The following is an 18,553-nucleotide window of genomic DNA, read 5'->3' as shown; positions in this document are numbered from 1 at the left end:
GATTTTTACGCGACCAGTACTTACCCTAACCCGAAAGAGTGAGAGGCACCCGGCAGGATGCCGGGTGCCTCTCATGACCGGTGGGCCGGTGCTGGGCCGGTGCAGCGCCTCTGAGCAGTCAGTCCTTGCTGCGGTCCGCTCGTCAGTCCTCGCTGCCGGAGGCCGACGGGAGCTTGGCCTGGATGAGGTCCATGACCGAGGAGTCGGTCAGCGTGGTGACATCGCCGAGAGTGCGGTTTTCGGCCACGTCGCGCAGCAGCCGGCGCATGATCTTGCCGGAGCGGGTCTTGGGCAGCTCGGCCACCGGCAGGATCCGCTTGGGCTTGGCGATCGGGCCCAGCTGCTTGGCGACGTGCGCCCGCAGCTCCTCGGCCAGACTCTGCTCGTCGCCGCCGGCGGCGCCACTGCGCAGGATGACGAAGGCGCAGATCGCCTGGGTGGTCTGCGGATCGGTGGCGCCGACGACCGCCGCCTCGGCGACCTTGGGGTGCGAGACGAGCGCCGACTCGACCTCGGTGGTGGAGATGTTGTGGCCGGAGACCAGCATCACGTCGTCGACACGGCCGAGCAGCCAGATGTCGCCGTCATCGTCCTTCTTGGCGCCGTCGCCCGCGAAGTAACGCCCTTCGAAGCGCGACCAGTAGGTGTCGCGGTACCGCTGGTCGTCGCCCCAGATGGTGCGGAGCATCGACGGCCACGGCTCGGTGAGCACGAGATAGCCGCCGTGGCCGTCGGGCACCTCGCGGGCCTCGTCGTCCACGACGGTGGCCGCGATGCCGGGCAGCGGCACCTGCGCGGAACCGGGCTTGGTCTCGGTGACCCCCGGCAGCGGGCTGATCATGATGCCGCCGGTCTCGGTCTGCCACCAGGTGTCCACGACGGGCGTCCGGTCGGCACCGATGTGCTTGCGGTACCAGACCCAGGCCTCGGGGTTGATGGGCTCGCCCACCGAGCCCAGGATGCGCAGGCTGGACAGGTCGAACTTCGCCGGGATGTCGTCGCCCCACTTCATGGCGGCGCGGATGGCGGTCGGCGCGGTATAGAGGACGGTGACGCCGTACTTCTGGACGATCTCCCACCAGCGGCCCTGGTGCGGGGTGTCCGGGGTGCCCTCGTAGAGCACCTCCGTCGCGCCGTTGCTCAGCGGCCCGTAGACGATGTACGAGTGGCCCGTCACCCAGCCGACGTCGGCCGTGCACCAGAAGACGTCGGACTCCGGCTTGAGGTCGAAGACGGCGTGGTGCGTGTACGAAATCTGGGTGAGGTAGCCGCCGGAGGTGTGCAGGATCCCCTTCGGCTTACCCGTGGTCCCCGAGGTGTAGAGGATGAACAGGGGGTGCTCGGCGTCGAAGGCCTCGGGCGTGTGCTGGTCGGACTGGCGCTCGACCAGGTCGTGCCACCAGACGTCGCGGCCCTCGGTCCAGGCGAGGTCCTCCTGGCCGGTGCGGCGGACGACGAGCACGCTGCGGACGTTCTCCGTGCCCGGCCGGGTCAGGGCCTCGTCGACGGCGGGCTTCAGCAGGGAGGCCTTGCCGCGCCGGTATCCGCCGTCGGCGGTGATGACGACGCGGGCATCGGCATCGACGATGCGGGTCGCCAGCGCGTCGGCGGAGAAGCCGCCGAAGACCAGGGAGTGCGGGGCGCCGATGCGGGCACAGGCCAGCATCGAGACGACCGCCTCCGGGATCATCGGCAGGTAGATCGCGACCCGGTCGCCCGCCCGGACGCCCAGCTCGGTCAGGGCGTTGGCGGCCTTGGAGACCTCGCGCTGCAGCTCGGCATAGGTGATCGCACGGGTGTCGCCCGGCTCGCCCTCGAAGTACAGGGCCACCCGCTCGCCCAGACCGTTCTCCACGTGCCGGTCGACGCAGTTGTACGCGACGTTGAGCCTGCCGTCGGCGAACCACTTCGCGAACGGCGGGTTCGACCAGTCCAGCGTCTCCGTCGGCTCGGTCTCCCAGCTCAGACGCCGGGCCTGCTCGGCCCAGAAGCCCAGCCGGTCCGCCTTCGCCTGCTCGTACGCCTGCGCGGTGACATTGGCCTCTGCGGCCAGAACGGCAGGCGGTGCAAAGCGGCGCTCCTCCTTCAGAAGGTTGGCCAGGCTTTCGTTGCTCACGACATCTCCCTTTCCCAGGGTGCCCGTTGTGTCCCGGCCCATAGCTCATCAGCCCGGGGCACGCCCTGACAAGGGGTGTTGGCAAAAACTGGTTTAGACCTCTATTCGGGCGTCCGGCCGTGGGGAAGCCGAGGTCAGAGGGGTCATACGACATCGAGGACCTCCGGCCGGACGGCGCTGAACGTGTGGGACCGCTGGTCCAGCACATACGCCTGGGCGCGGGCGACGTCGAAGTACATGCCCTGCAGATGGAGCGAACCCTCGGCTGCGCGCCGGGCGACGCAGGCATGCTCCATCAGGTGGTCGAGCTGCTGCATCACGTTGACGAGGGCGAGCCGCTCGGCGTCGTCGGCGACGGGCCGGTCGTCCAACGCGACCTCCCCGCGTCCGAGCCGTCCGATCCGCTGCATACGGGCCAGGCTCGGCCGCCCGTGCTGCAGCCACCGGCCGAGCGAGGTCTCGGTCGCGGACCCCGGCTGCGGACCGGGAGGGGCGGCGGAGTTGAGCAGTGCCTGCATCGCACCGCAACCGGAGTGCCCGCACACGGTGATGGTGCCGACCCGGAGCACGTCGACGGCGTACTCCACGGCCGCTCCGACCGAGTCGCAGGTGCCGTCGTTGCCCGGCGGCGGCATCAGGTTTCCCACGTTGCGCACCGTGAACAGATCGCCGGGACCGCTCGAAGTGATCATGCTGGTCACCAGCCGGGAGTCCGCGCAGGTGAGAAAGAGGTGCCCGGGGCACTGCCCCTCGCGGGCGAGGCGCGCCAGCTCGTCGCGGACCCGCGGCGCGGTGTGCCGCTGGAAAGCGCTGACCCCTCCCAGGAGTTGCCGTCCGCTGACCGGCTCAGGCGGTCCGGCCGTCGTGCGGGGGCGAGTGCAGTGGTGGTTGCGCCATGGCGTCCAGGGGTGGCAGACGTGGGAGTCGACGGGCGCGCCGGAAGCGGCGGCACCGGTGGCCGCGGCACCGGATGTGCGCCCGGAACCGGCACGGACGGCTTCGTACGCCTTGACGCGGACGAGCCGCGAGATCCGGCCCAGCGAGAAGAGCACCGTGACCCCCAGCCCCACCGCGAGCCCCTGGAGCACACCGAGCATCGTGACGGAACCGAACGTGGCCCCGTACACGGCGAACTCCCGCCGCCCGTGCGGCATCAGCCCGCGGTGAGCCGACGCGACCATCCGCACACCGGCCACCAGTACCAGGGCGGAGAGGGCAACCAGCGGAACCAGGTGCAGCACAACCGCCATGACCAGCGCGCCTGCGCACACCGGGACCCAAGCGCCGTGCGGCCCCCGGGAATTGCTGCCGTTGGCCGACCCGGCCGTGCCCTCGCCCGGCGCCGGCCGTGTGCCGTGGGCAACGGGCAGCCCGCCCAGCAATCCGGAGACCAAGGTGGCGAGGCCCTGCCCTGCCATTTCGCGGTCCGGCCCGTCGGCGGTTCCGTCAGCCCGCTCCTGCCCTTGCCCGGCGGGCTGTTCGGCCCGGATCCGGCGCATGTCCATCACGGCGGGCAGGGACTCCATGCCGGCGACGAGTGCGACCGTCAGAACGGCTGCGAAGACTCCCAGGACCGGACCGCCGGGAAGGGCTGTCGGTGCCTGCAACTCCCAGGGGGAGAAGGAGACTCGGGGCATGGTGGTGGCGGCGCCGGCCGCAGCCGCCGCGGCCAGGGCCGCGAAGGGGGCGGGGACCCTGTGCAGCCACCGTCCGGTCCGCCCCGGGATCCGGCCCCAGCAGACCGCGACGGCCGCGGTGAGGGCACCGATCAGCAGCGCCTCCGGCCGGGGGTGCGCCAACTGCGGGGGAAGCGCGCCGAGACTCTCCGGGAACGGGCCGCCGGGGCCGCCGCCCAGGAGGGCGGGCACTTGCCCGAACGCGATGGCCGCACCGACCCCGGCGAGCAGACCGTGCACCACCGCCGGGCCGGCCGCCAGCACCAGACGGCCCACCCTCGCTGCACCGAGGGCGAGTTGGACCAGGCCGGCCAGCGCCGTGATCGCGCAGGTGACCCGCCAGCCGTAGCGCTGGACCAGCTCGGCCGTCACCACCACGAGCCCGGTGGCGGCACCGCCCGCCAGGGGCGACGTCCCACCGAGCACGGCGGAGACCGCGGCCCCCGCGGCCACCGCCACGAGGCCTGCCTGCAGCGGCGCGCCCGAGGCGAGCGCGATGCCCAGGGAGAGGGGGAGCGCCACCAGGGAGACGGTCACCGAGGTGCGCAGGTCCCGGCGCCAGGAGGGTGCGGGGCGCCTGGCCCGGCCGGCGGGCTCGGGCCGGCGGCCCCGGGAGGATTCGTGTGGGGGTGGGGGTGCCGGAATCGGCTGAGCGTGCATGGTCGTTCCCGTCTTCGTCGGGGCGGCGCGGCCGTGCTGGGGCGCGGCCGTGGTCACGGCGGGCAGCGGCGGGAGCGGCTGCTTCGGCAGGGCTTCCTCAACTCTCAGTAAACGAATCGTAATGGAGAGTAAAGGCCTGGCGGAAGAGGGAGTGGAGAAAGGTGGACAGCCTTCCCTCTAACGCGTGAATCCGTATGTTCTTCGGCTTGTCATACTTTTATCTCCCTTCAGTTCGTGCGACGTTGGCGTCGCGTGACGGTCCGAGCGCCGGATCGGCCGGTCCAGCCGAAGGTGAGGTGCACCGATGGCGGCTGCATGGAGATTCGCGCTGGGCGGCCTCGCCGCTCTGGCGCTGACGACCGGCGCGTCCGGCTGCTCCGGCACGACACGCGGCGACGCGGGGCCGGACGAGGGGGCGGCCGTGCCGAACGCGGTCGAACGCCCGTCCCGGCTCATCGGCGACGGCTCCACTGCCGAGACCGGCCCCCAGCCCCGGCAGCCGAAGCCCCGCCGCCTCGGACCCGGGGAAAAGCCGCCGCAGTTCGTCGTCTTCTCGTGGGACGGATCCGGCGAGGACGGCCAGAAGCTGTTCTCCCACTTCCGCGCCGTCGGCAGGAAGTACCACGCGACCATGACGTACTTCCTCAGCGGCGTCTACCTCCTCCCCTCCGGCAAAAGGGAGTTGTACGACCCGCCCCGGCACGCCGCCGGCGCGTCCGACATCGGCTTCAACGACGTCAAGGGCGTCAGGGCCACCGTCGCGCAGCTCCGCGGTGCCTGGCTGGAGGGCAACGAGATCGGCACGCACTTCAACGGTCACTTCTGCGGCTCCGACGGCGGGGTCGGCACCTGGACCACCGAGGAGTGGATGAGCGAGATCCGGCAGGCCGAGTCCTTCGTCAAGAGGTGGAAGACGAACAGCGGCCTGCGGGGCGAACCGCCCCTGCCGTTCGACTACAGCAAGGAACTCGTCGGCGGCCGCGCGCCCTGCCTGGAGGGCCAGCGCCACCTCATCCCCGCGGCCAGGGCCATGGGTTTCCGCTACGACGCCAGCTCCATCGGCGGCCGGCAGGTCTGGCCCCGCAGGACCGGCGGTATCTGGGACTTCCCGCTCCAGGACATCCCGGTGCCCGGCCAGGACTTCGAGACGCTGTCGATGGACTACAACTTCCTTGCCAACCAGTCCGGAATCACCAAGGGCGACCCCTCCCTGCGCGACGAATGGGGCGACCAGATGCGCGACGGTCTCCTCGCCGGATTCCACCGTGCCTACCGCGGCAACCGTGCCCCGTTCTTCGTGGGCGACCACTTCGAATCCTGGAACGGCGGAACGTACATGCACGCCGTCGAGAGCGTCATCAAGACGGTCTGCGGGAAGAAGGGCGTGCGGTGCGTGTCGTTCAAGCAACTCGCCGACTGGCTCGACGTGCAGGACCCCGGAGTGCTGGCGAAGCTGCGCACCCTGGACGTCGGCGAGGCGCCGAAGAAGGGGTGGGGACGGTTCCTCGGCGGCCGGCCCGCCGCTTCGCACGCCCCCGCCCGCAAGGCGTCCGGGAAGGACGCCGACAAGGAGGACGACTCCGACGGGAAGGCGAGGAAGGAGAGGGAGGTGAGGAGAACGTGGAGGGCGGGCGTCAGGCGGGCTGCGGAGTAGCCAGGAGCCGCTCGTCCAGCACGAAGGACGGATCGACCTGGGCCGCCAGGTCGGTGCCCGTCTTCGCATTGCCCCAACTCTGCGCGTTCTTCAGGTGGAAGTGCACCATCTGGCACGTGTAGCGCTGCCAGTCGCGCTGCTCGTACGTGGCGTCGGCCGCCGCGCGCAGCGTGTCCAGGGCCTGCCGGTTGGCCTCTTCGAGCAGGCCGAAGCGCGGCGGGCGCCCCTTCTCCATGGCCCGGACCCAGTCGGAGTGGCCGACCGTGGCGAGGAGGTCGTCCCCGACCTCCTCGCGCAGGAAGTCCAGGTCGTCGCTGCCCTGCACCTTGTTGCCCACGACCTTCAGGCAGACGCCGAAGTCCCGTGCGTACTCCTTGTACTGGCGGTAGACGGAGACGCCCTTGCGCGTGGGCTCGGCGATCAGGAAGGTGATGTCGAAGCGGGTGAACATTCCCGAGGCGAAGGAGTCGCTGCCCGCTGTCATGTCGACGACGACGTACTCACCGGCGCCGTCGACGAGGTGGTTCAGATAGAGCTCGACCGCACCGACCTTGGAGTGGTAGCAGGCGACACCGAGGTCGGACTCCGTGAACGGTCCGGTCGCCATCAGCCGGACCGGGGCGCCCTCGTCCAGCAGCACGGGGCGGGCGCACGCCTCGTACACCGGGTTGACCTCGTCGATGCGCACCAGCCGGGAGCCCTCGCCGGGAGGGGTTGTCTTGATCATGGTGTCGACGGCGATCCGCGGATTCGTGCCCCGCAGATAGGCCTTGATCAAGGGCAGCTGTGCGCCCATCGCGGGCAGCGCGGCGGCATCCGCCTCGTCGAGTCCGAGCGCCGCGCCCAGGTGCTGGTTGATGTCCGCGTCCACGGCGACGACGGGGGCGTGGGCGGCGGCGAGGTGGCGGATGAAGAGCGAGGACAGCGTGGTCTTCCCGCTGCCGCCCTTCCCTACGAAAGCGATCTTCATGTTCACCAAGCGTAGGTGCGGGAATGCACGGCGTGAGAGTCGTGAGTGAAGAAGACCACTCGTTCGAGGGGTGTGAGCCCGAAGTGCGTAGGGTTTTGCCCATGAGTACGACAGCCGATCCGCTCGCCGCCCTGGCCTCGCTGCCCGGCGTTGCCGACTCCGTGGACTCCGTGCGCAGGGCGGTGGACCGGGTGTACGGGCATCGCGTGATGCGCCGCCGAAGCAATGAGATCACCTCCGAGGCGGCGCTGCGCGCTGCGCGCGGCTCCGCGGCCCTGTCCGGTGCGGACTGGGCACTCGAAGAGGTACGCCGCCGCTCCGACTTCGGCGGTGAGGGCGAACCGCGCACGGTGGGTGCCGCATTGCGCCTGACCGCCGAGGCGGGCCAACTGCTCAGCGTGTGGCGGCAGTCGCCGCTGCGCGTGCTGGCCCGGCTGCATCTCGTGGCCGCGGGCGGCGACGCCCCGGACACGCGGGTGGGACGGCCTCGGCTCGCCGGGGAGCCCGTCGACGAGCCGTTGGTCGGCCTGCCGTTGCCGGAGGCGGACGAGGTGTCGGGCCGGCTCGAGGGGCTGGCCGGCCTGCTGGTCGCGGGCAGCGAGGCGCCGGCGCTGGTCACGGCGGCCGTGGTGCACGGCGAGTTGCTGGCCCTGCGGCCCTTCGGGTCGTACAACGGCCTGGTCGCCAGGACGGCGGAGCGCATCGTGCTGATCGGCAGCGGGCTGGACCCCAAGGCGATCTGCCCGGCCGAGGTGGGCCATGCGGAGCTGGGGCGCGAGGCCTATATGACGGCGCTCGACGGCTATGCGTCCGGAACGCCCGAGGGTATGGCTGCCTGGATCGCCCACTGCGGACGGGCGGTGGAGCTGGGAGTGCGGGAGAGCACGGCCGTCTGCGAAGCACTGCAACGAGGCGCCGCCTGACGGGCTTCCGAGGGGGCGCGCCATAGTGCGCCTCTGCACAGGGTTGCGGCGGTACCGGTCCTGCATTGGTACCGCCGCTGGCATGTCCACCGGGTTACCATGCGTGCACGAAATTTGCCCATCAGGTCGGGGACTTCGCCCGTCACCTGGTGCGGCTGGCCCGTAATCGACGGGTCGGCGTCGCGTGGGTGCCCGACGTTCATGCGCGGTCCGTGGGGCCTTGGTGCGTGAAGGGCGTCCTCCCGGATGTCCCTGGTCTCGCGGGCCGTCAAGTCCTTTCTACTCCTGTCGTCGGAGAAGCGGAAGCCCAAGCCACAGTTCTTTGCTTTTGCCATCAAAGGCGGGCAATGCGGGCGGGTAGTTGCGGCGGCGGCCCGCCAGCCAGACCAGGCCTGCGGTGGCGGCGGCCGCGCCGACCGCCGCGGCCATGACCAGCGCCGGGCGCGAGGGCATGGCCAGGGAGGCCACGCGCTGTCTGAGCCGCACGGGGCGGTTGAAGGTGAGGACGGGCCAGTCACGGGCGACGGCCTCGCGGCGCAGGGCCCGGTCGGGATTGACGGCGTGCGGATGGCCCACCGACTCCAGCATGGGAATGTCCGTCACCGAGTCGCTGTAGGCGTAGCAGCGCGCCAAGTCGTAGCCCTCCGACTCCGCGAGCTCCCTGACGGCCTCGGCCTTGGTGGGCCCATAGGCGTAGTACTCGACCTCCCCGGTGAAGGTGCCGTCCTCCACGACCATGCGGGTGGCGACGACCCGGTCGGCGCCCAGCAGCTCGCCGATCGGCTCGACGACCTCCGCGCCCGAGGTGCTGACGATCACGACGTCGCGCCCGGCCGCGTGATGCTCCTCGATGAGCGAGGCGGCCTCGTCGTAAATGATCGGGTCGATGAGCTCGTGCAGGGTTTCCGCGATGATCTCGCGGACCTGCTGGACATTCCAGCCGCGGCAGAGTCCGGAGAGATACTGGCGCATGCGTTCCATCTGATCGTGGTCGGCGCCGCCGGCCAGGAAGACGAACTGTGCATACGCGGTGCGCAGCACGGCGCGCCTGTTGATCAGGCCGCCTTGGTAGAAGGACTTGCCGAAGGTGAGCGTGCTCGACTTCGCAATGACCGTCTTGTCCAGATCAAAGAAGGCGGCCGTCCGGGGCAAGGACTGGTTTTCCACTCCGCCGAGCATAGGGGCCCTCCATTCGGCGTAAGCTGAGGCGTGTGGGTTTGCCTGAGAAGGCTCTCGGGTACACCATGGAAGTCACGGATCGTTCGCGACCGTGTCTAACCCGGTCCGGCTCCTCCCCCCCCGAGTCGGCCGTGGGGACGACCCCCGCTCTCCCCCCCGGCGGGGGTCGTCGCATGTCCGGATGTGTTTCGTCCATCCCCATCGGGCCTTCCTCCTCTCGTGCGGCCGCGTCCGGCGGCGCTCCTGCCCCCTTCATGCTCGTGACGCAGCGTAATCAACCCACCGCTCTCCGGAAGTCACCGGTATAGGTGAGCGGGATATTCACATCCGCTGAGTTGTCCACAGTTTTTGACCAAGATCCACACGATTTCCCGGTTCGCTGCACGGTGATTCCCCGCGACTTCCGCGATGCCCGCGGATGCGAGAGCGCGTAGTGAGAGGGGAGGGCACCGTGACCGGATCCCGTACATCCGATTGGCACGCTTCCATGCCCGGCAGACAGAACGGGCCGCTGATCGTCACGGAGGACGAAGGACTGCTCGACGACCTGCTGCGGCTGTGTGCCGCCGCCGGGGCCGTTCCCGAGGTCGCCCATGGAACGCCCGCGCGCAGGGCGAGTTGGGATTCCGCGCCGCTCGTCCTGGTCGGCGACGACTGCGCCGGCCGGCTCGGCGCCGTCGGCCGGAGGGACGCGGTGGTGCTCGTCGGCAAGGACATGGACGATCCGGGCGTCTGGCAGCGGGCCGTCGGGATCGGCGCCTGCGAGGTGGTGCTGCTGCCCGACGGCGAGAGGTGGCTCGTCGACAGGATCGCCGACGCCGTGGAAGGCGTGGGACGCGCCGCGTTCACGGTGGGCGTCATCGGCGGCAGAGGGGGCGCCGGGGCCAGCACCCTGTCCTGCGCCCTGGCCCTCGCCGCGGCCCGCGCGGGGCTGCGCACCATGCTGATCGACGGCGATCCGCTGGGCGGCGGGCTCGACGTGCTGCTCGGAGGGGAGGGGGCGGAAGGTCTCCGCTGGCCCGCCTTCGCCGACTCGCGGGGCAGGGTGGCGGGCCAGGCGCTGGAGGAGGCGCTGCCCGAGATGCACACCCTGCGGGTGCTGAGCTGGGACAGGGGCGACTGCACGGCGGTCCCGCCCGACGCGATGCGGGCCGTGCTCGCCGCGGCCCGGCGACGCGGTGGGGCGGTGGTCGTCGATCTGCCGCGCCGATTGGACGACACCGCCCTCGCAGCCCTCGAACAGCTCGACGTGGGGCTGCTCGTGGTGCCCGCGGAGCTGCGGGCCGTCGCGGCGGCCCGGAGTGTGGCGGCGACGGTGGGCATGGTGCTGGACGACCTCCGGGCCGTGGCCCGCGGTCCGTTCGGCTCCGGACTCGACGGGGACGAGATCGCCCGCCTGCTCGGCCTGCGCCTGGCCGGTGAACTGGCGCCCGAGCCCGGCCTGTCGCAGGCCCTGGTCTCCGGCAGGCCTCCTGGCGGCGGCACGCGCGGCCCGCTGGCCCGCTTCTGCGCGCGGTTCTGGGACGCGGTGCAGATCGGCGACGGAGGTGTGCCGGTATGAAGGGCGCCCTGTTGGACGCCGTACGGCTGCGGCTGGCGGAGAGCGGGCTGGAGCCCACCCCCGCCCGGGTCGCGGAAGCCCTGCGGCGCGAGGGGCGGCTGCTCGGCGACGCCGAAGTGCTCGGTGCCGCCGACCGGTTGCGCTCCGAGCTGACCGGTGCCGGACCGCTGGAACCCCTCCTCGCCGCACCCGACGTGACCGATGTGCTGGTCACCGCCCCCGACCGGGTGTGGGTGGACCGCGGAGCAGGCCTGGAACTGACCGGGGTGGCCTTCCCCGATGCGGCAGCGGTGCGCAGACTCGCGCAGCGGCTCGCCGCCATCGCCGGGCGCCGCCTGGACGACGCCCGGCCCTGGGTGGACGCCCGCCTGCCCGACGGCACCCGGCTGCACGCCGTGCTGCCGCCGGTGGCCGTCGGATCGACCTGCCTGTCGCTGCGCGTCGTACGGCCCCGCGCGTTCTCCCTGGACGAGCTGGTGGCCGCGGGGACGGTTCCGCCCGGCGGACAGCGGCTGCTGCGGGCCGTGTTGGCCGCCCGGCTGTCGTTCGTGATCAGCGGGGGCACGGGCAGCGGGAAGACCACACTGCTGTCCACCCTGCTCGGGCTGGTCGCACCGGACGAACGCATCGTGCTCACCGAGGACTCGGCCGAACTGCGCCCGGACCACCCTCACGTGGTCCGTCTGGAGAGCCGCCCGGCGAACCAGGAGGGAACCGGACTGGTCACCTTGCGGGACCTGGTGCGCCAGGCGCTGCGGATGCGTCCGGACCGCCTGGTCGTCGGAGAGGTGCGCGGCGCCGAAGTGCTGGACCTCCTTGCCGCACTCAACACCGGCCACGAAGGCGGCTGTGGAACGGTGCATGCGAATGCCGCCGCCGACGTGCCCGCCCGGCTGGAGGCGCTGGGCTCGACGGCGGGACTCGACCGGGCGGCGCTGCACAGTCAGTTGGCGGCTGCGCTGTCGGTGGTGATCCACCTGGCGCGTGACCGCCGCGGGCGCAGGCGGATCGCGGAGGTGCACGTTCTCGACCGGGACCGGAACGGCTTCGTGACGACCGTCCCCGCAGCCGTATGGGGCGCTGCAGAGTTCGAACGGGCACCGGGATGGGCCAGGTTGGCGGAGCTGTGCGAGCGCGGCGGGGGTGCGCCATGACCGCCGCCGGGGTGTCGCCGCAGGCCGTGTCCTGGTGCGCGGCGCTGATCTGCGCGGCAGCTGCCGCCGCAGCACTGTCGCGGCCGGGCCGGGAAGTACGCCGTGCCAGGCTCCTCTTCGCGGGTGGCGGAACGGCCGGAGTGCAAGGGCCCGCCCCGTGGCTGTGGCCTCGTGTGTGGCTTCGCGAAGGGGAAAAGCGCCTGCGCCGGGCGTGGCAGGAACGGCGCGAGTGGGTGTGCCTGCCGCTCGGCTGCCTGGTGGCCCTGCTGGGGCATTCCGTACTGCCTCTGCTGGCCGGGGTGTTGGCGGTGCCCCTGGTGCGGCGGTGGCTCGCCGCTCGCGCCGGGCAGCGTGAACGGGAGGCGCGGGAAGCCGCCGTGATCGATCTGTGCGGGACCGTCGCGGGCGATCTGCGGGCCGGAAAGCAGCCCGGCGAGGCCGTGGCGGAAGCCGGTCGTGAGGATCTCGGGCCGGGTTGGGCGGGGGTGCCCGCGGCCGCGAGGTTCGGCGGGGACGTCCCGGCGGCCCTGCGAAAGGCCGGGAGCGGCCCGGGGACGCAAGGGCTGAACGGAGTGGCCGCCTGCTGGCGGGTCGCGGTCGACGGGGGAGCGGGGCTCGCCTCCGGGCTGGAGCGGGTGGCTGCGGCCCTCGCCGCCGAACGGGACCAGAGGGAGGATCTCCAGGCCCAGTTGGCGGGGACGAGATCGACCGCGGTGATGCTCGCCGTCCTCCCGGTGCTCGCCCTTCTCATGGGGACGGCGCTCGGGGCGGCCCCGCTGCGGGTGTTGTTGCACACCCCGGCCGGGTTCGGCTGCCTGGCGCTCGGAGGGCTGCTGGAGTGGGCGGGGCTCGTGTGGACGGGGCGCATCGTCCGGTGTGCCGCCGGGGAGTCCGGGGGAGGCGGTCGCGCATGAGCAGCAAAGGGCTGATCAGCCAAGTCCTGATCAGCAAAGGCGCGATCAGTGAAGATGCGATCGGCGAAGTCGTCCGCAGGCTGGGGCCGGTGGCCCCGCTTGCAGCCCTGCTCCTGTGCGCGGCAGCTGCGATTCTGTTGGCCATGGCCGCAGTCGCGGTCGGCGCGCTGGTGAACGGGATCCGCGGCAGACGCGCAGTGCGCCGCCGGGTGGCGTCGTTGTGGGGGTCCGGCTGCAGGGCAAGTGCCGTCGCCCGCATGCGGATCCGTGCGCGGCAGGTATCGACGGGTGACGGGCTCCTTGCGGTGGGTGCGGGAGTTGTCGTGCTCGTCCTCGTCGGGGGTGCAGCCGGATGCGTGACGGGCGTCGCTGTGTCATACGGCGTGTGGCGGTGGCGGAGGCGTGCCCGGTGGTCGACGGGGCATGAGGCGTCGGCGGAGGAGGTCGCGCGACACCTTCCCCTGGCAGCCGACCTCTTGGCCGCCTGCCTCGCCGCCGGTGCAGGGCCTCGCGAGGCGGCGGAGGCCGTCGGGGCGTCCCTGGGTGGTCCGGTGGGTGAACGGCTCGCCCAGGCGGCCGCGGAGGTACGGCTGGGTGGGGACCCGGAGGTGGCCTGGGGGCGCCTGGGGAGCCTCCCCGGTGCCGGAGGGCTGGCGCGTTGCATGGAGCGCGCCCAAGCGACGGGCGTGCCTGCCGTGGAGCCCATGTCACGACTGGCGGCCCAGTTGCGTGCAGCCCGGACCCGCGAGGCCGGCATACGCGCCCGCCGGGCGGGCGTCCTGGCCACGGCACCGCTGGGGCTGTGCTTTCTGCCCGCCTTCCTCACGGTCGGTGTGGTGCCCGTGGTGTACGGGCTGGCCGGCGGGCTCATGAAGGGGAGTTGACGCGGGCGCCAGGAGAGCAACCGGAAACGAATCGACCAACTACGGGAAGACGCCCGGCAGTAGGGCGGCATGGTCGATATGAGTGACATGAACGACAAACAAGGAGGAAGAAGTCATGGTGATGTCGTGGTGGTCACGGCGTTGGGCACGGATGAAGGCGGCGGCCGAGGCAGGCATGACCACGGCCGAGTACGCCGTGGGAACGCTGGCAGCGTGTGCGCTGGCGGCCGTGCTCTACAAGGTGGTGACGAGCGGGGCGGTCAGCTCCGCCCTGCAGTCGCTGATCGGCAAGGCGCTCCATGCGCCGTTCTGACGGCGGCTATGTGACGGCGGAGGCCGCCGTGGTGCTGCCGTCCCTGGTGCTGTTCGGCATGGCGCTGCTCTGGGGGCTGATGGCTGCCGCCGCACAGATCCAGTGTGTGGATGCGGCCAGGGCGGGGGCCAGGTCCGCGGCCCGGTCCGATCCGTCGTCCGCGGCCGTCGCGGCGGCCAGGTCGGCCGCGCCGGCGGGGGCCCGCATCGATGTGGAGCACCGGGGCGATCTGGTGCGGGTCCGGGTCGAGGCCCGGGCGGCCGGGCCCGGTCCGCTGGCGGTCCGGGTGAGCGGGGAGGCGGTGGCCCTTGCGGAGGAGACGGTTCGGTGACCGGGGCATGGCCTCGGTCTGGGTGGCGGTCGCCGCGACGGCGTTCTGCGTGGTCTTCGCCGCGGTGCTGGCGATGGGCCAGGCCGTGGTGGCCCGCCACCGGGCAGGCGGTGCAGCCGACTTGGCGGCGCTGGCGGCGGCTGATCACGCCCTGCTCGGCCAGGACGTGGCCTGCGGTCTCGCCCGCAAGGTCGCGGCTGCGCAGCAGGCGGCGGTGGCGCGGTGCGCCGTCGTCGGTGAGATCGCCGAGGTGGCGGCCGAGGCCCGGGCGGGGCCGTACAGGGTGCGCGTCCGCTCCCGTGCGGGGCCGCCGGAAGCGGAGGGCCTCGCCTACACCGGGTGATCCGGCGGCGGGGGCGGCGCGGTGTCCTCCGTGTCCTCCTCCGCCGGTGCGTCCGCGAGGAGGCGGGTGAGCAGCCGGATGGCGGCTCGCTTGTCCAACGGGTCGTTGCCGTTGCCGCACTTGGGTGACTGGATGCAGGACGGGCAGCCGGTGTCGCACTCGCAGGAGGCGATCGCCTCGCGGGTGGCGGTGAGCCAGCGCGCGGCGGTGCGGAAGGCGCGTTCGGCGAATCCGGCGCCGCCCGGGTGGCCGTCGTAGACGAAGACGGTCGGCAGGAGCGTGTCGGGGTGAAGGGGGACGGAGACGCCGCCGATGTCCCAGCGGTCGCAGGTGGCGAAGAGGGGGAGCATGCCGATGGAGGCGTGTTCCGCGGCGTGCAGGGCCCCGCCGAGGGCCTCGGGGTGGATGCGGGCCTCGTCGAGCTGGTCCTCGGTCACGGTCCACCACACGGCGCGGGTGCGCAGGGTGCGGGGCGGCAGGTCCAGCTTGGACTCGCCGAGGACCTCGCCGGTGATGAGTTTGCGACGGAGGAAGGAGACGACCTGGTTGGTGACTTCGACGGAGCCGAAGCACAGTCGTGCGTCCCCCCAGGGGATCTCGGTGGTGGTCTCCAGGATGGAGACGGCCGTGGTGTCGCGGGCGGTCGTCGAGTAGGGCGGATCGGCCTGCTCGACCAGGGCGACGGACTCCTCCAGGTCGAGGTGGCGGACGAGATAGCTGCGGCCCTGGTGGAGGTGGACGGCGCCCTCGTGGACGGTGGTGTGGGCGGCCGACGCGTCCACCGTGCCCAGCAGCCGTCCCGTGCCCTCCTCCACGACCTGGACGGGGCGGCCGCCCTCGCCCCGGATGTCGGTGAGGTCGGCGGCGCGTTCGCGGCGCGTCCAGTGCCAGGCGGCGGCGCGGCGGCGGAGCAGCTTGCGGGCTTCCAGCTGGGAGAGGAGGTTGTGGGTCTCGGGACCGAAGAGCGACAGGTCGGCCTCGGTGAGCGGCAGTTCGGCGGCCGCGGCGCACAGGTGCGGGGCCAGGACGTAGGGGTTGTCCGGGTCCAGCACGGTGGATTCCACGGGCTGCCGGAAGAGCGCCTCGGGGTGGTGGACGAGGTAGGTGTCCAGGGGGTCGTCCCGGGCGACCAGGACGGCGAGGGCGCCTCGGCCCGTCCGGCCCGCGCGGCCGGCCTGCTGCCACAGGGAGGCGCGGGTGCCGGGGTAGCCGCAGAGGAGCACGGCGTCGAGGCCGGCGACGTCGACGCCCAGTTCCAGGGCTGAGGTGGCGGAGAGCCCCAGCAGCTCGCCGGTGTGCAGGGAGCGCTCGATGGCACGGCGCTCCTCGGGAAGGTAGCCGCCGCGGTAGGCGGCGACGCGGGAGGGGAGGGAGCGGTCCACGGCGGCCAGGCGTTCCTGGGCGATCAGGGAGACGAGCTCGGCGCCGCGCCGGGAGCGGACGAAGGCGACCGTGCGGACGCCCTGGACGGCGAGGTCGGTCAGCAGATCGGCGGTCTCGGCGGTGGCGGTGCGGCGGACGGGGGCGCCCCGTTCGCCGTGGAGCTCGGTGAGCGGGGGCTCCCACAGGGCGAAGACGAGTTCGCCGCGCGGTGAGGCGTCCTCGGTGATTCCGGTGACCGGCACGCCGGTGAGCCGGGTCGCCGCCGTGGCGGGGTCGGAGGCGGTGGCGGAGGCGAGCAGGAAGACGGGGTCGGAGCCGTAGCGGGCGCAGACGCGCCGCAGTCGGCGGAGCACCTGGGCCACGTGCGAGCCGAAGACGCCGCGGTACGTGTGGCACTCGTCGACGACGACGTAGCGCAGGGCGCGCAGGAAGGAGGCCCACCTGGGGTGGGAGGGCAGGATCGAGCGGTGGAGCATGTCCGGATTGGTGAGCGCGTAGTTGGCGTACTGGCGCACCCATTCGCGCTCCTCGACGGGGGTGTCCCCGTCGTAGACGGCGGCCCGGACGCCCTTGCCCAGGGGCGCGGCGAGCTCGCGCACGGCACGGCGCTGGTCGGCGGCGAGGGCCTTGGTGGGGGCCAGGTAGAGCGCGGTGGTGCCCCGGCCGTTGGGGGCCTCCGAGCCGTCCAGCAGGGTGCTGAGGACGGGCGCGAGGTAGGCGAGGGACTTGCCGGAGGCGGTGCCGGTGGCCACGACGACCGACTCGCCGTGCAGGGCGTGCTCGGCCGTGCGTGCCTGGTGGGCCCAGGGACGCTCGATTCCGGCGGCCCGGATGGCGTCGATCACCTCCGGCCGGATCTTCTCGGGCCAGGGGGCATGACGTCCGGGACGAGGGGGCAAGTGCTCCGTATGAGTGATGCGTGCAGCCCGGCCTGGCCCGGCGGTGAGTCGGTCGAGGACCGTCCGGGGAGCGGGATGTACGCCCGCCTCCGGCGGGAGTTGATCGTTGGCCATCGACACCGAGTGTGTCACCGGCGTGACGGACAATGGTGCCAAGGCGTCGTGCACGCCTGCCGGTAAGTGATTGAATGCCATCGCGGCTGCCGATCCATGGGGGGCGACCGCTCGATAGCAAGGTGCTGGAGGATCCGTGGACCTGTCCCTGTCGACCGAGACCGTAGGCGACCGTACGGTTGTCCGGGTCGGTGGCGAGATTGATGTGTACACCGCGCCCAAGCTGCGTGAGCAGCTGGTCGAGCTGGTCAACGACGGCAGTTACCACCTCGTCGTGGACATGGAGGGTGTCGACTTCCTCGACTCCACCGGGCTCGGCGTCCTGGTCGGCGGCCTGAAGCGGGTGCGTGCCCACGAGGGCTCGCTGCGGCTGGTCTGCAACCAGGAGCGCATTCTCAAGATTTTCCGTATCACCGGCCTGACCAAGGTGTTCCCGATCCACACCTCGGTCGAGGACGCGGTGCAGGCGACCGACTGACGACCCCGCGGTCTGCCGGCGGCCCGGTGACCGCCGGCGGCCGGGGCGGCCGTCCGCGGCCGCCCGACGACCCAGTTCCGTCGGGGGTTCCGGGCCGGCAGGTCCGGGTCCCTCTGCGAGTGAGCCCTGTTCCCGGAGCAGGAAAGAGGGCACGTACCACCGAGGGGGATGGCATGGCCACCGTCGAACTGCTCTTCAGTGCCCTTCCCGAGCATGTCCGGACCGCCAGGCTCGTGGCGGCCGCGGTGGCACGCCGGGCCGGGGTCGACGAGGCCGTGCTGGACGAGGTGCGGCTCGCCGTCGGCGAGGCGTGCTCGCGCGCGGTCGGGCTCCACATCAGCCATGGGATCGCGAGCCCGGTCCGGGTGGTGCTGGTCGAGGACGAGAAGAAGTTCTCGATCGAGGTCGCGGACGACGCGCCGCACGCGGTGGCCGTCGAGGCCACGGCTGCCGCGCGGGCCGGTTCCGCGGGTGCCGGCTCCGGGGCGGCGGTCCACGCCGCGGAGGAGAGCGGTGCCGAGGGCGAGGACGACATGGGCCTCGCCGTGATCAGCGGCCTGGTGGACGACGTCGAGGTGGCGGCCGACGAGACGGGAGGCCATATCCGGATGAGCTGGCCGACGACTCCCGCGCCCGCGCTGTCGTAGCTTGTCGTAGTCCCGCCTCGTTTTTTCGCCGGAGTTCCGCGTCCTGCCTCCGTCGTATCCGGGTCGTATCCGGGCCTCCCGGGTGTTGACCGGGGAGAACAGGTGTGGAGGGGAGCGGATTTTCGCCCTTCTCCCGATTCCCCGCCGCCCTTCGGCCCGTTCTGCGGTGCAGCCCCGGGGTGCGGTCCTGTACAGGCTCATTCCGTTTGCCGCGCTCTGTTTTGATCTCGCCATGCTCCCTACAATCCGTGCATCTTGAGCTCAGGACGCCTGAGCGTGGTGGCTGTTCCGTGGCGGCTGTTCCGCGGTCGCGGTCCGGCTGCGCGCCCATGTGCCAAACGTCAAGGAGGACGA

16 protein-coding genes are annotated in these 18,553 nt (G+C 72.0%); 11 read left to right on the top strand and 5 right to left on the bottom strand.

The genetic code is table 11. From position 1 onward, the window contains the following. Nucleotides 1-142: 142 nt before the first annotated feature. A complete protein-coding gene (gene acs, locus ACMATS_RS17735; protein WP_414168427.1) occupies nucleotides 143-2,116 on the bottom strand; it encodes an acetate--CoA ligase in 1,974 nt (657 codons plus the stop codon). Between the two features lie 143 nt (nucleotides 2,117-2,259). Continuing rightward, nucleotides 2,260-4,509 carry a carbonic anhydrase gene (locus ACMATS_RS17730; RefSeq protein ID WP_414168426.1) on the bottom strand — a complete coding sequence of 750 codons (2,250 nt, stop codon included), beginning with the start codon at nucleotides 4,507-4,509 and terminating at the stop codon, nucleotides 2,260-2,262. A gap of 247 nt (nucleotides 4,510-4,756) precedes the next feature. Here ACMATS_RS17730 and ACMATS_RS17725 point away from each other — a divergent pair, with 247 nt between their 5' ends. Next, nucleotides 4,757-6,106 (top strand): hypothetical protein, encoded by a 1,350-nt coding sequence (locus ACMATS_RS17725; protein WP_414168425.1) that lies wholly within the window; start codon nucleotides 4,757-4,759, stop codon nucleotides 6,104-6,106. Here ACMATS_RS17725 and ACMATS_RS17720 read toward each other — a convergent pair. After that, entirely contained in the window at nucleotides 6,087-7,076 is a 990-nt protein-coding gene (locus ACMATS_RS17720; protein WP_414168424.1) for an ATP-binding protein, read from the bottom strand. The two genes, ACMATS_RS17725 and ACMATS_RS17720, sit on opposite strands and share 20 nt — an antisense overlap. Before the next feature lie 101 nt (nucleotides 7,077-7,177). On the opposite strand from ACMATS_RS17720, the gene ACMATS_RS17715 reads away from it, so the two are divergent. Beyond that, nucleotides 7,178-7,999: an oxidoreductase gene (locus ACMATS_RS17715; RefSeq protein WP_414168423.1), complete on the top strand. Its 822-nt coding sequence runs from the start codon at nucleotides 7,178-7,180 to the stop codon at nucleotides 7,997-7,999. Between the two features lie 279 nt (nucleotides 8,000-8,278). Here ACMATS_RS17715 and ACMATS_RS17710 read toward each other — a convergent pair whose 3' ends face one another. Then, nucleotides 8,279-9,178, bottom strand: a complete 900-nt coding sequence (locus tag ACMATS_RS17710) for an HAD family hydrolase (RefSeq protein ID WP_390776970.1) — start codon at nucleotides 9,176-9,178, stop codon at nucleotides 8,279-8,281. 487 nt (nucleotides 9,179-9,665) lie between these two features. On the opposite strand from ACMATS_RS17710, the gene ssd reads away from it, so the two are divergent. The 7 genes from ssd to ACMATS_RS17675 all read left to right on the top strand — a co-directional run bounded on the left by ssd (nucleotide 9,666) and on the right by ACMATS_RS17675 (nucleotide 14,678). Continuing rightward, a complete protein-coding gene (gene ssd / locus ACMATS_RS17705; protein WP_414168422.1) occupies nucleotides 9,666-10,739 on the top strand; it encodes a septum site-determining protein Ssd in 1,074 nt (357 codons plus the stop codon). Next, the gene (locus ACMATS_RS17700) at nucleotides 10,736-11,893 is read left to right on the top strand and encodes a TadA family conjugal transfer-associated ATPase (protein ID WP_390776968.1); all 1,158 of its coding nucleotides are present in this window, start codon (nucleotides 10,736-10,738) and stop codon (nucleotides 11,891-11,893) included. The genes ssd and ACMATS_RS17700 overlap by 4 nt, the downstream gene beginning before the upstream one ends. Beyond that, complete coding sequence (locus ACMATS_RS17695; protein ID WP_414168421.1) at nucleotides 11,890-12,807, top strand: type II secretion system F family protein; 918 nt, start codon at nucleotides 11,890-11,892, stop codon at nucleotides 12,805-12,807. The genes ACMATS_RS17700 and ACMATS_RS17695 overlap by 4 nt, the downstream gene beginning before the upstream one ends. After that, nucleotides 12,804-13,691, top strand: a complete 888-nt coding sequence (locus ACMATS_RS17690; protein WP_414168420.1) for a type II secretion system F family protein — start codon at nucleotides 12,804-12,806, stop codon at nucleotides 13,689-13,691. Before ACMATS_RS17695 ends, ACMATS_RS17690 begins: the two co-directional genes overlap by 4 nt. 115 nt (nucleotides 13,692-13,806) lie before the next feature. Continuing rightward, entirely contained in the window at nucleotides 13,807-14,004 is a 198-nt protein-coding gene (locus ACMATS_RS17685) for a DUF4244 domain-containing protein (RefSeq protein ID WP_171085184.1), read from the top strand. Next, complete coding sequence (locus ACMATS_RS17680) at nucleotides 13,991-14,335, top strand: TadE family type IV pilus minor pilin (protein WP_414168419.1); 345 nt, start codon at nucleotides 13,991-13,993, stop codon at nucleotides 14,333-14,335. The genes ACMATS_RS17685 and ACMATS_RS17680 overlap by 14 nt, the downstream gene beginning before the upstream one ends. A 7-nt stretch (nucleotides 14,336-14,342) precedes the next feature. Beyond that, nucleotides 14,343-14,678, top strand: a complete 336-nt coding sequence (locus tag ACMATS_RS17675) for an Rv3654c family TadE-like protein (RefSeq protein WP_390776964.1) — start codon at nucleotides 14,343-14,345, stop codon at nucleotides 14,676-14,678. On the opposite strand, the gene ACMATS_RS17670 is transcribed toward ACMATS_RS17675, so the two are convergent. Continuing rightward, nucleotides 14,666-17,155, bottom strand: coding sequence for a DEAD/DEAH box helicase (locus tag ACMATS_RS17670; RefSeq protein WP_414168418.1), 2,490 nt, complete (start codon nucleotides 17,153-17,155; stop codon nucleotides 14,666-14,668). The genes ACMATS_RS17675 and ACMATS_RS17670 overlap by 13 nt on opposite strands. Nucleotides 17,156-17,210: 55 nt before the next feature. Between ACMATS_RS17670 and bldG the strand changes: the two genes are divergently transcribed. Together bldG and ACMATS_RS17660 are read left to right on the top strand one after the other, a co-directional pair. Then, nucleotides 17,211-17,552, top strand: a complete 342-nt coding sequence (gene bldG / locus ACMATS_RS17665; protein ID WP_030367299.1) for an anti-sigma factor antagonist BldG — start codon at nucleotides 17,211-17,213, stop codon at nucleotides 17,550-17,552. A 173-nt stretch (nucleotides 17,553-17,725) separates the two neighbouring features. Beyond that, nucleotides 17,726-18,199 carry an ATP-binding protein gene (locus ACMATS_RS17660; protein WP_390776962.1) on the top strand — a complete coding sequence of 158 codons (474 nt, stop codon included), beginning with the start codon at nucleotides 17,726-17,728 and terminating at the stop codon, nucleotides 18,197-18,199. Nucleotides 18,200-18,553 lie beyond the last annotated feature (354 nt).

It is taken from the genome of Streptoverticillium reticulum, assembly GCF_047456005.1.
GTDB lineage: Bacteria > Actinomycetota > Actinomycetes > Streptomycetales > Streptomycetaceae > Streptomyces > Streptomyces reticulum.
This window is presented reverse-complemented; position numbering and strand designations above follow the sequence as displayed.

Excerpts from the sequence above, each read along its gene's own strand:
- ACMATS_RS17725 (WP_414168425.1), top strand. The coding sequence starts at position 4,757 with ATGGCGGCTGCATGGAGATTCGCGCTGGGCGGCCTCGCCGCTCTGGCG.
- ACMATS_RS17720 (WP_414168424.1), bottom strand. The coding sequence starts at position 7,076 with ATGAAGATCGCTTTCGTAGGGAAGGGCGGCAGCGGGAAGACCACGCTG.
- ACMATS_RS17715 (WP_414168423.1), top strand. The coding sequence starts at position 7,178 with ATGAGTACGACAGCCGATCCGCTCGCCGCCCTGGCCTCGCTGCCCGGC.
- ACMATS_RS17710 (WP_390776970.1), bottom strand. The coding sequence starts at position 9,178 with ATGCTCGGCGGAGTGGAAAACCAGTCCTTGCCCCGGACGGCCGCCTTC.
- ssd (WP_414168422.1), top strand. The coding sequence starts at position 9,666 with ATGCCCGGCAGACAGAACGGGCCGCTGATCGTCACGGAGGACGAAGGA.
- ACMATS_RS17700 (WP_390776968.1), top strand. The coding sequence starts at position 10,736 with ATGAAGGGCGCCCTGTTGGACGCCGTACGGCTGCGGCTGGCGGAGAGC.
- ACMATS_RS17695 (WP_414168421.1), top strand. The coding sequence starts at position 11,890 with ATGACCGCCGCCGGGGTGTCGCCGCAGGCCGTGTCCTGGTGCGCGGCG.
- ACMATS_RS17690 (WP_414168420.1), top strand. The coding sequence starts at position 12,804 with ATGAGCAGCAAAGGGCTGATCAGCCAAGTCCTGATCAGCAAAGGCGCG.
- ACMATS_RS17685 (WP_171085184.1), top strand. The coding sequence starts at position 13,807 with ATGGTGATGTCGTGGTGGTCACGGCGTTGGGCACGGATGAAGGCGGCG.
- ACMATS_RS17680 (WP_414168419.1), top strand. The coding sequence starts at position 13,991 with ATGCGCCGTTCTGACGGCGGCTATGTGACGGCGGAGGCCGCCGTGGTG.
- ACMATS_RS17675 (WP_390776964.1), top strand. The coding sequence starts at position 14,343 with ATGGCCTCGGTCTGGGTGGCGGTCGCCGCGACGGCGTTCTGCGTGGTC.
- ACMATS_RS17670 (WP_414168418.1), bottom strand. The coding sequence starts at position 17,155 with ATGGCATTCAATCACTTACCGGCAGGCGTGCACGACGCCTTGGCACCA.
- ACMATS_RS17660 (WP_390776962.1), top strand. The coding sequence starts at position 17,726 with ATGGCCACCGTCGAACTGCTCTTCAGTGCCCTTCCCGAGCATGTCCGG.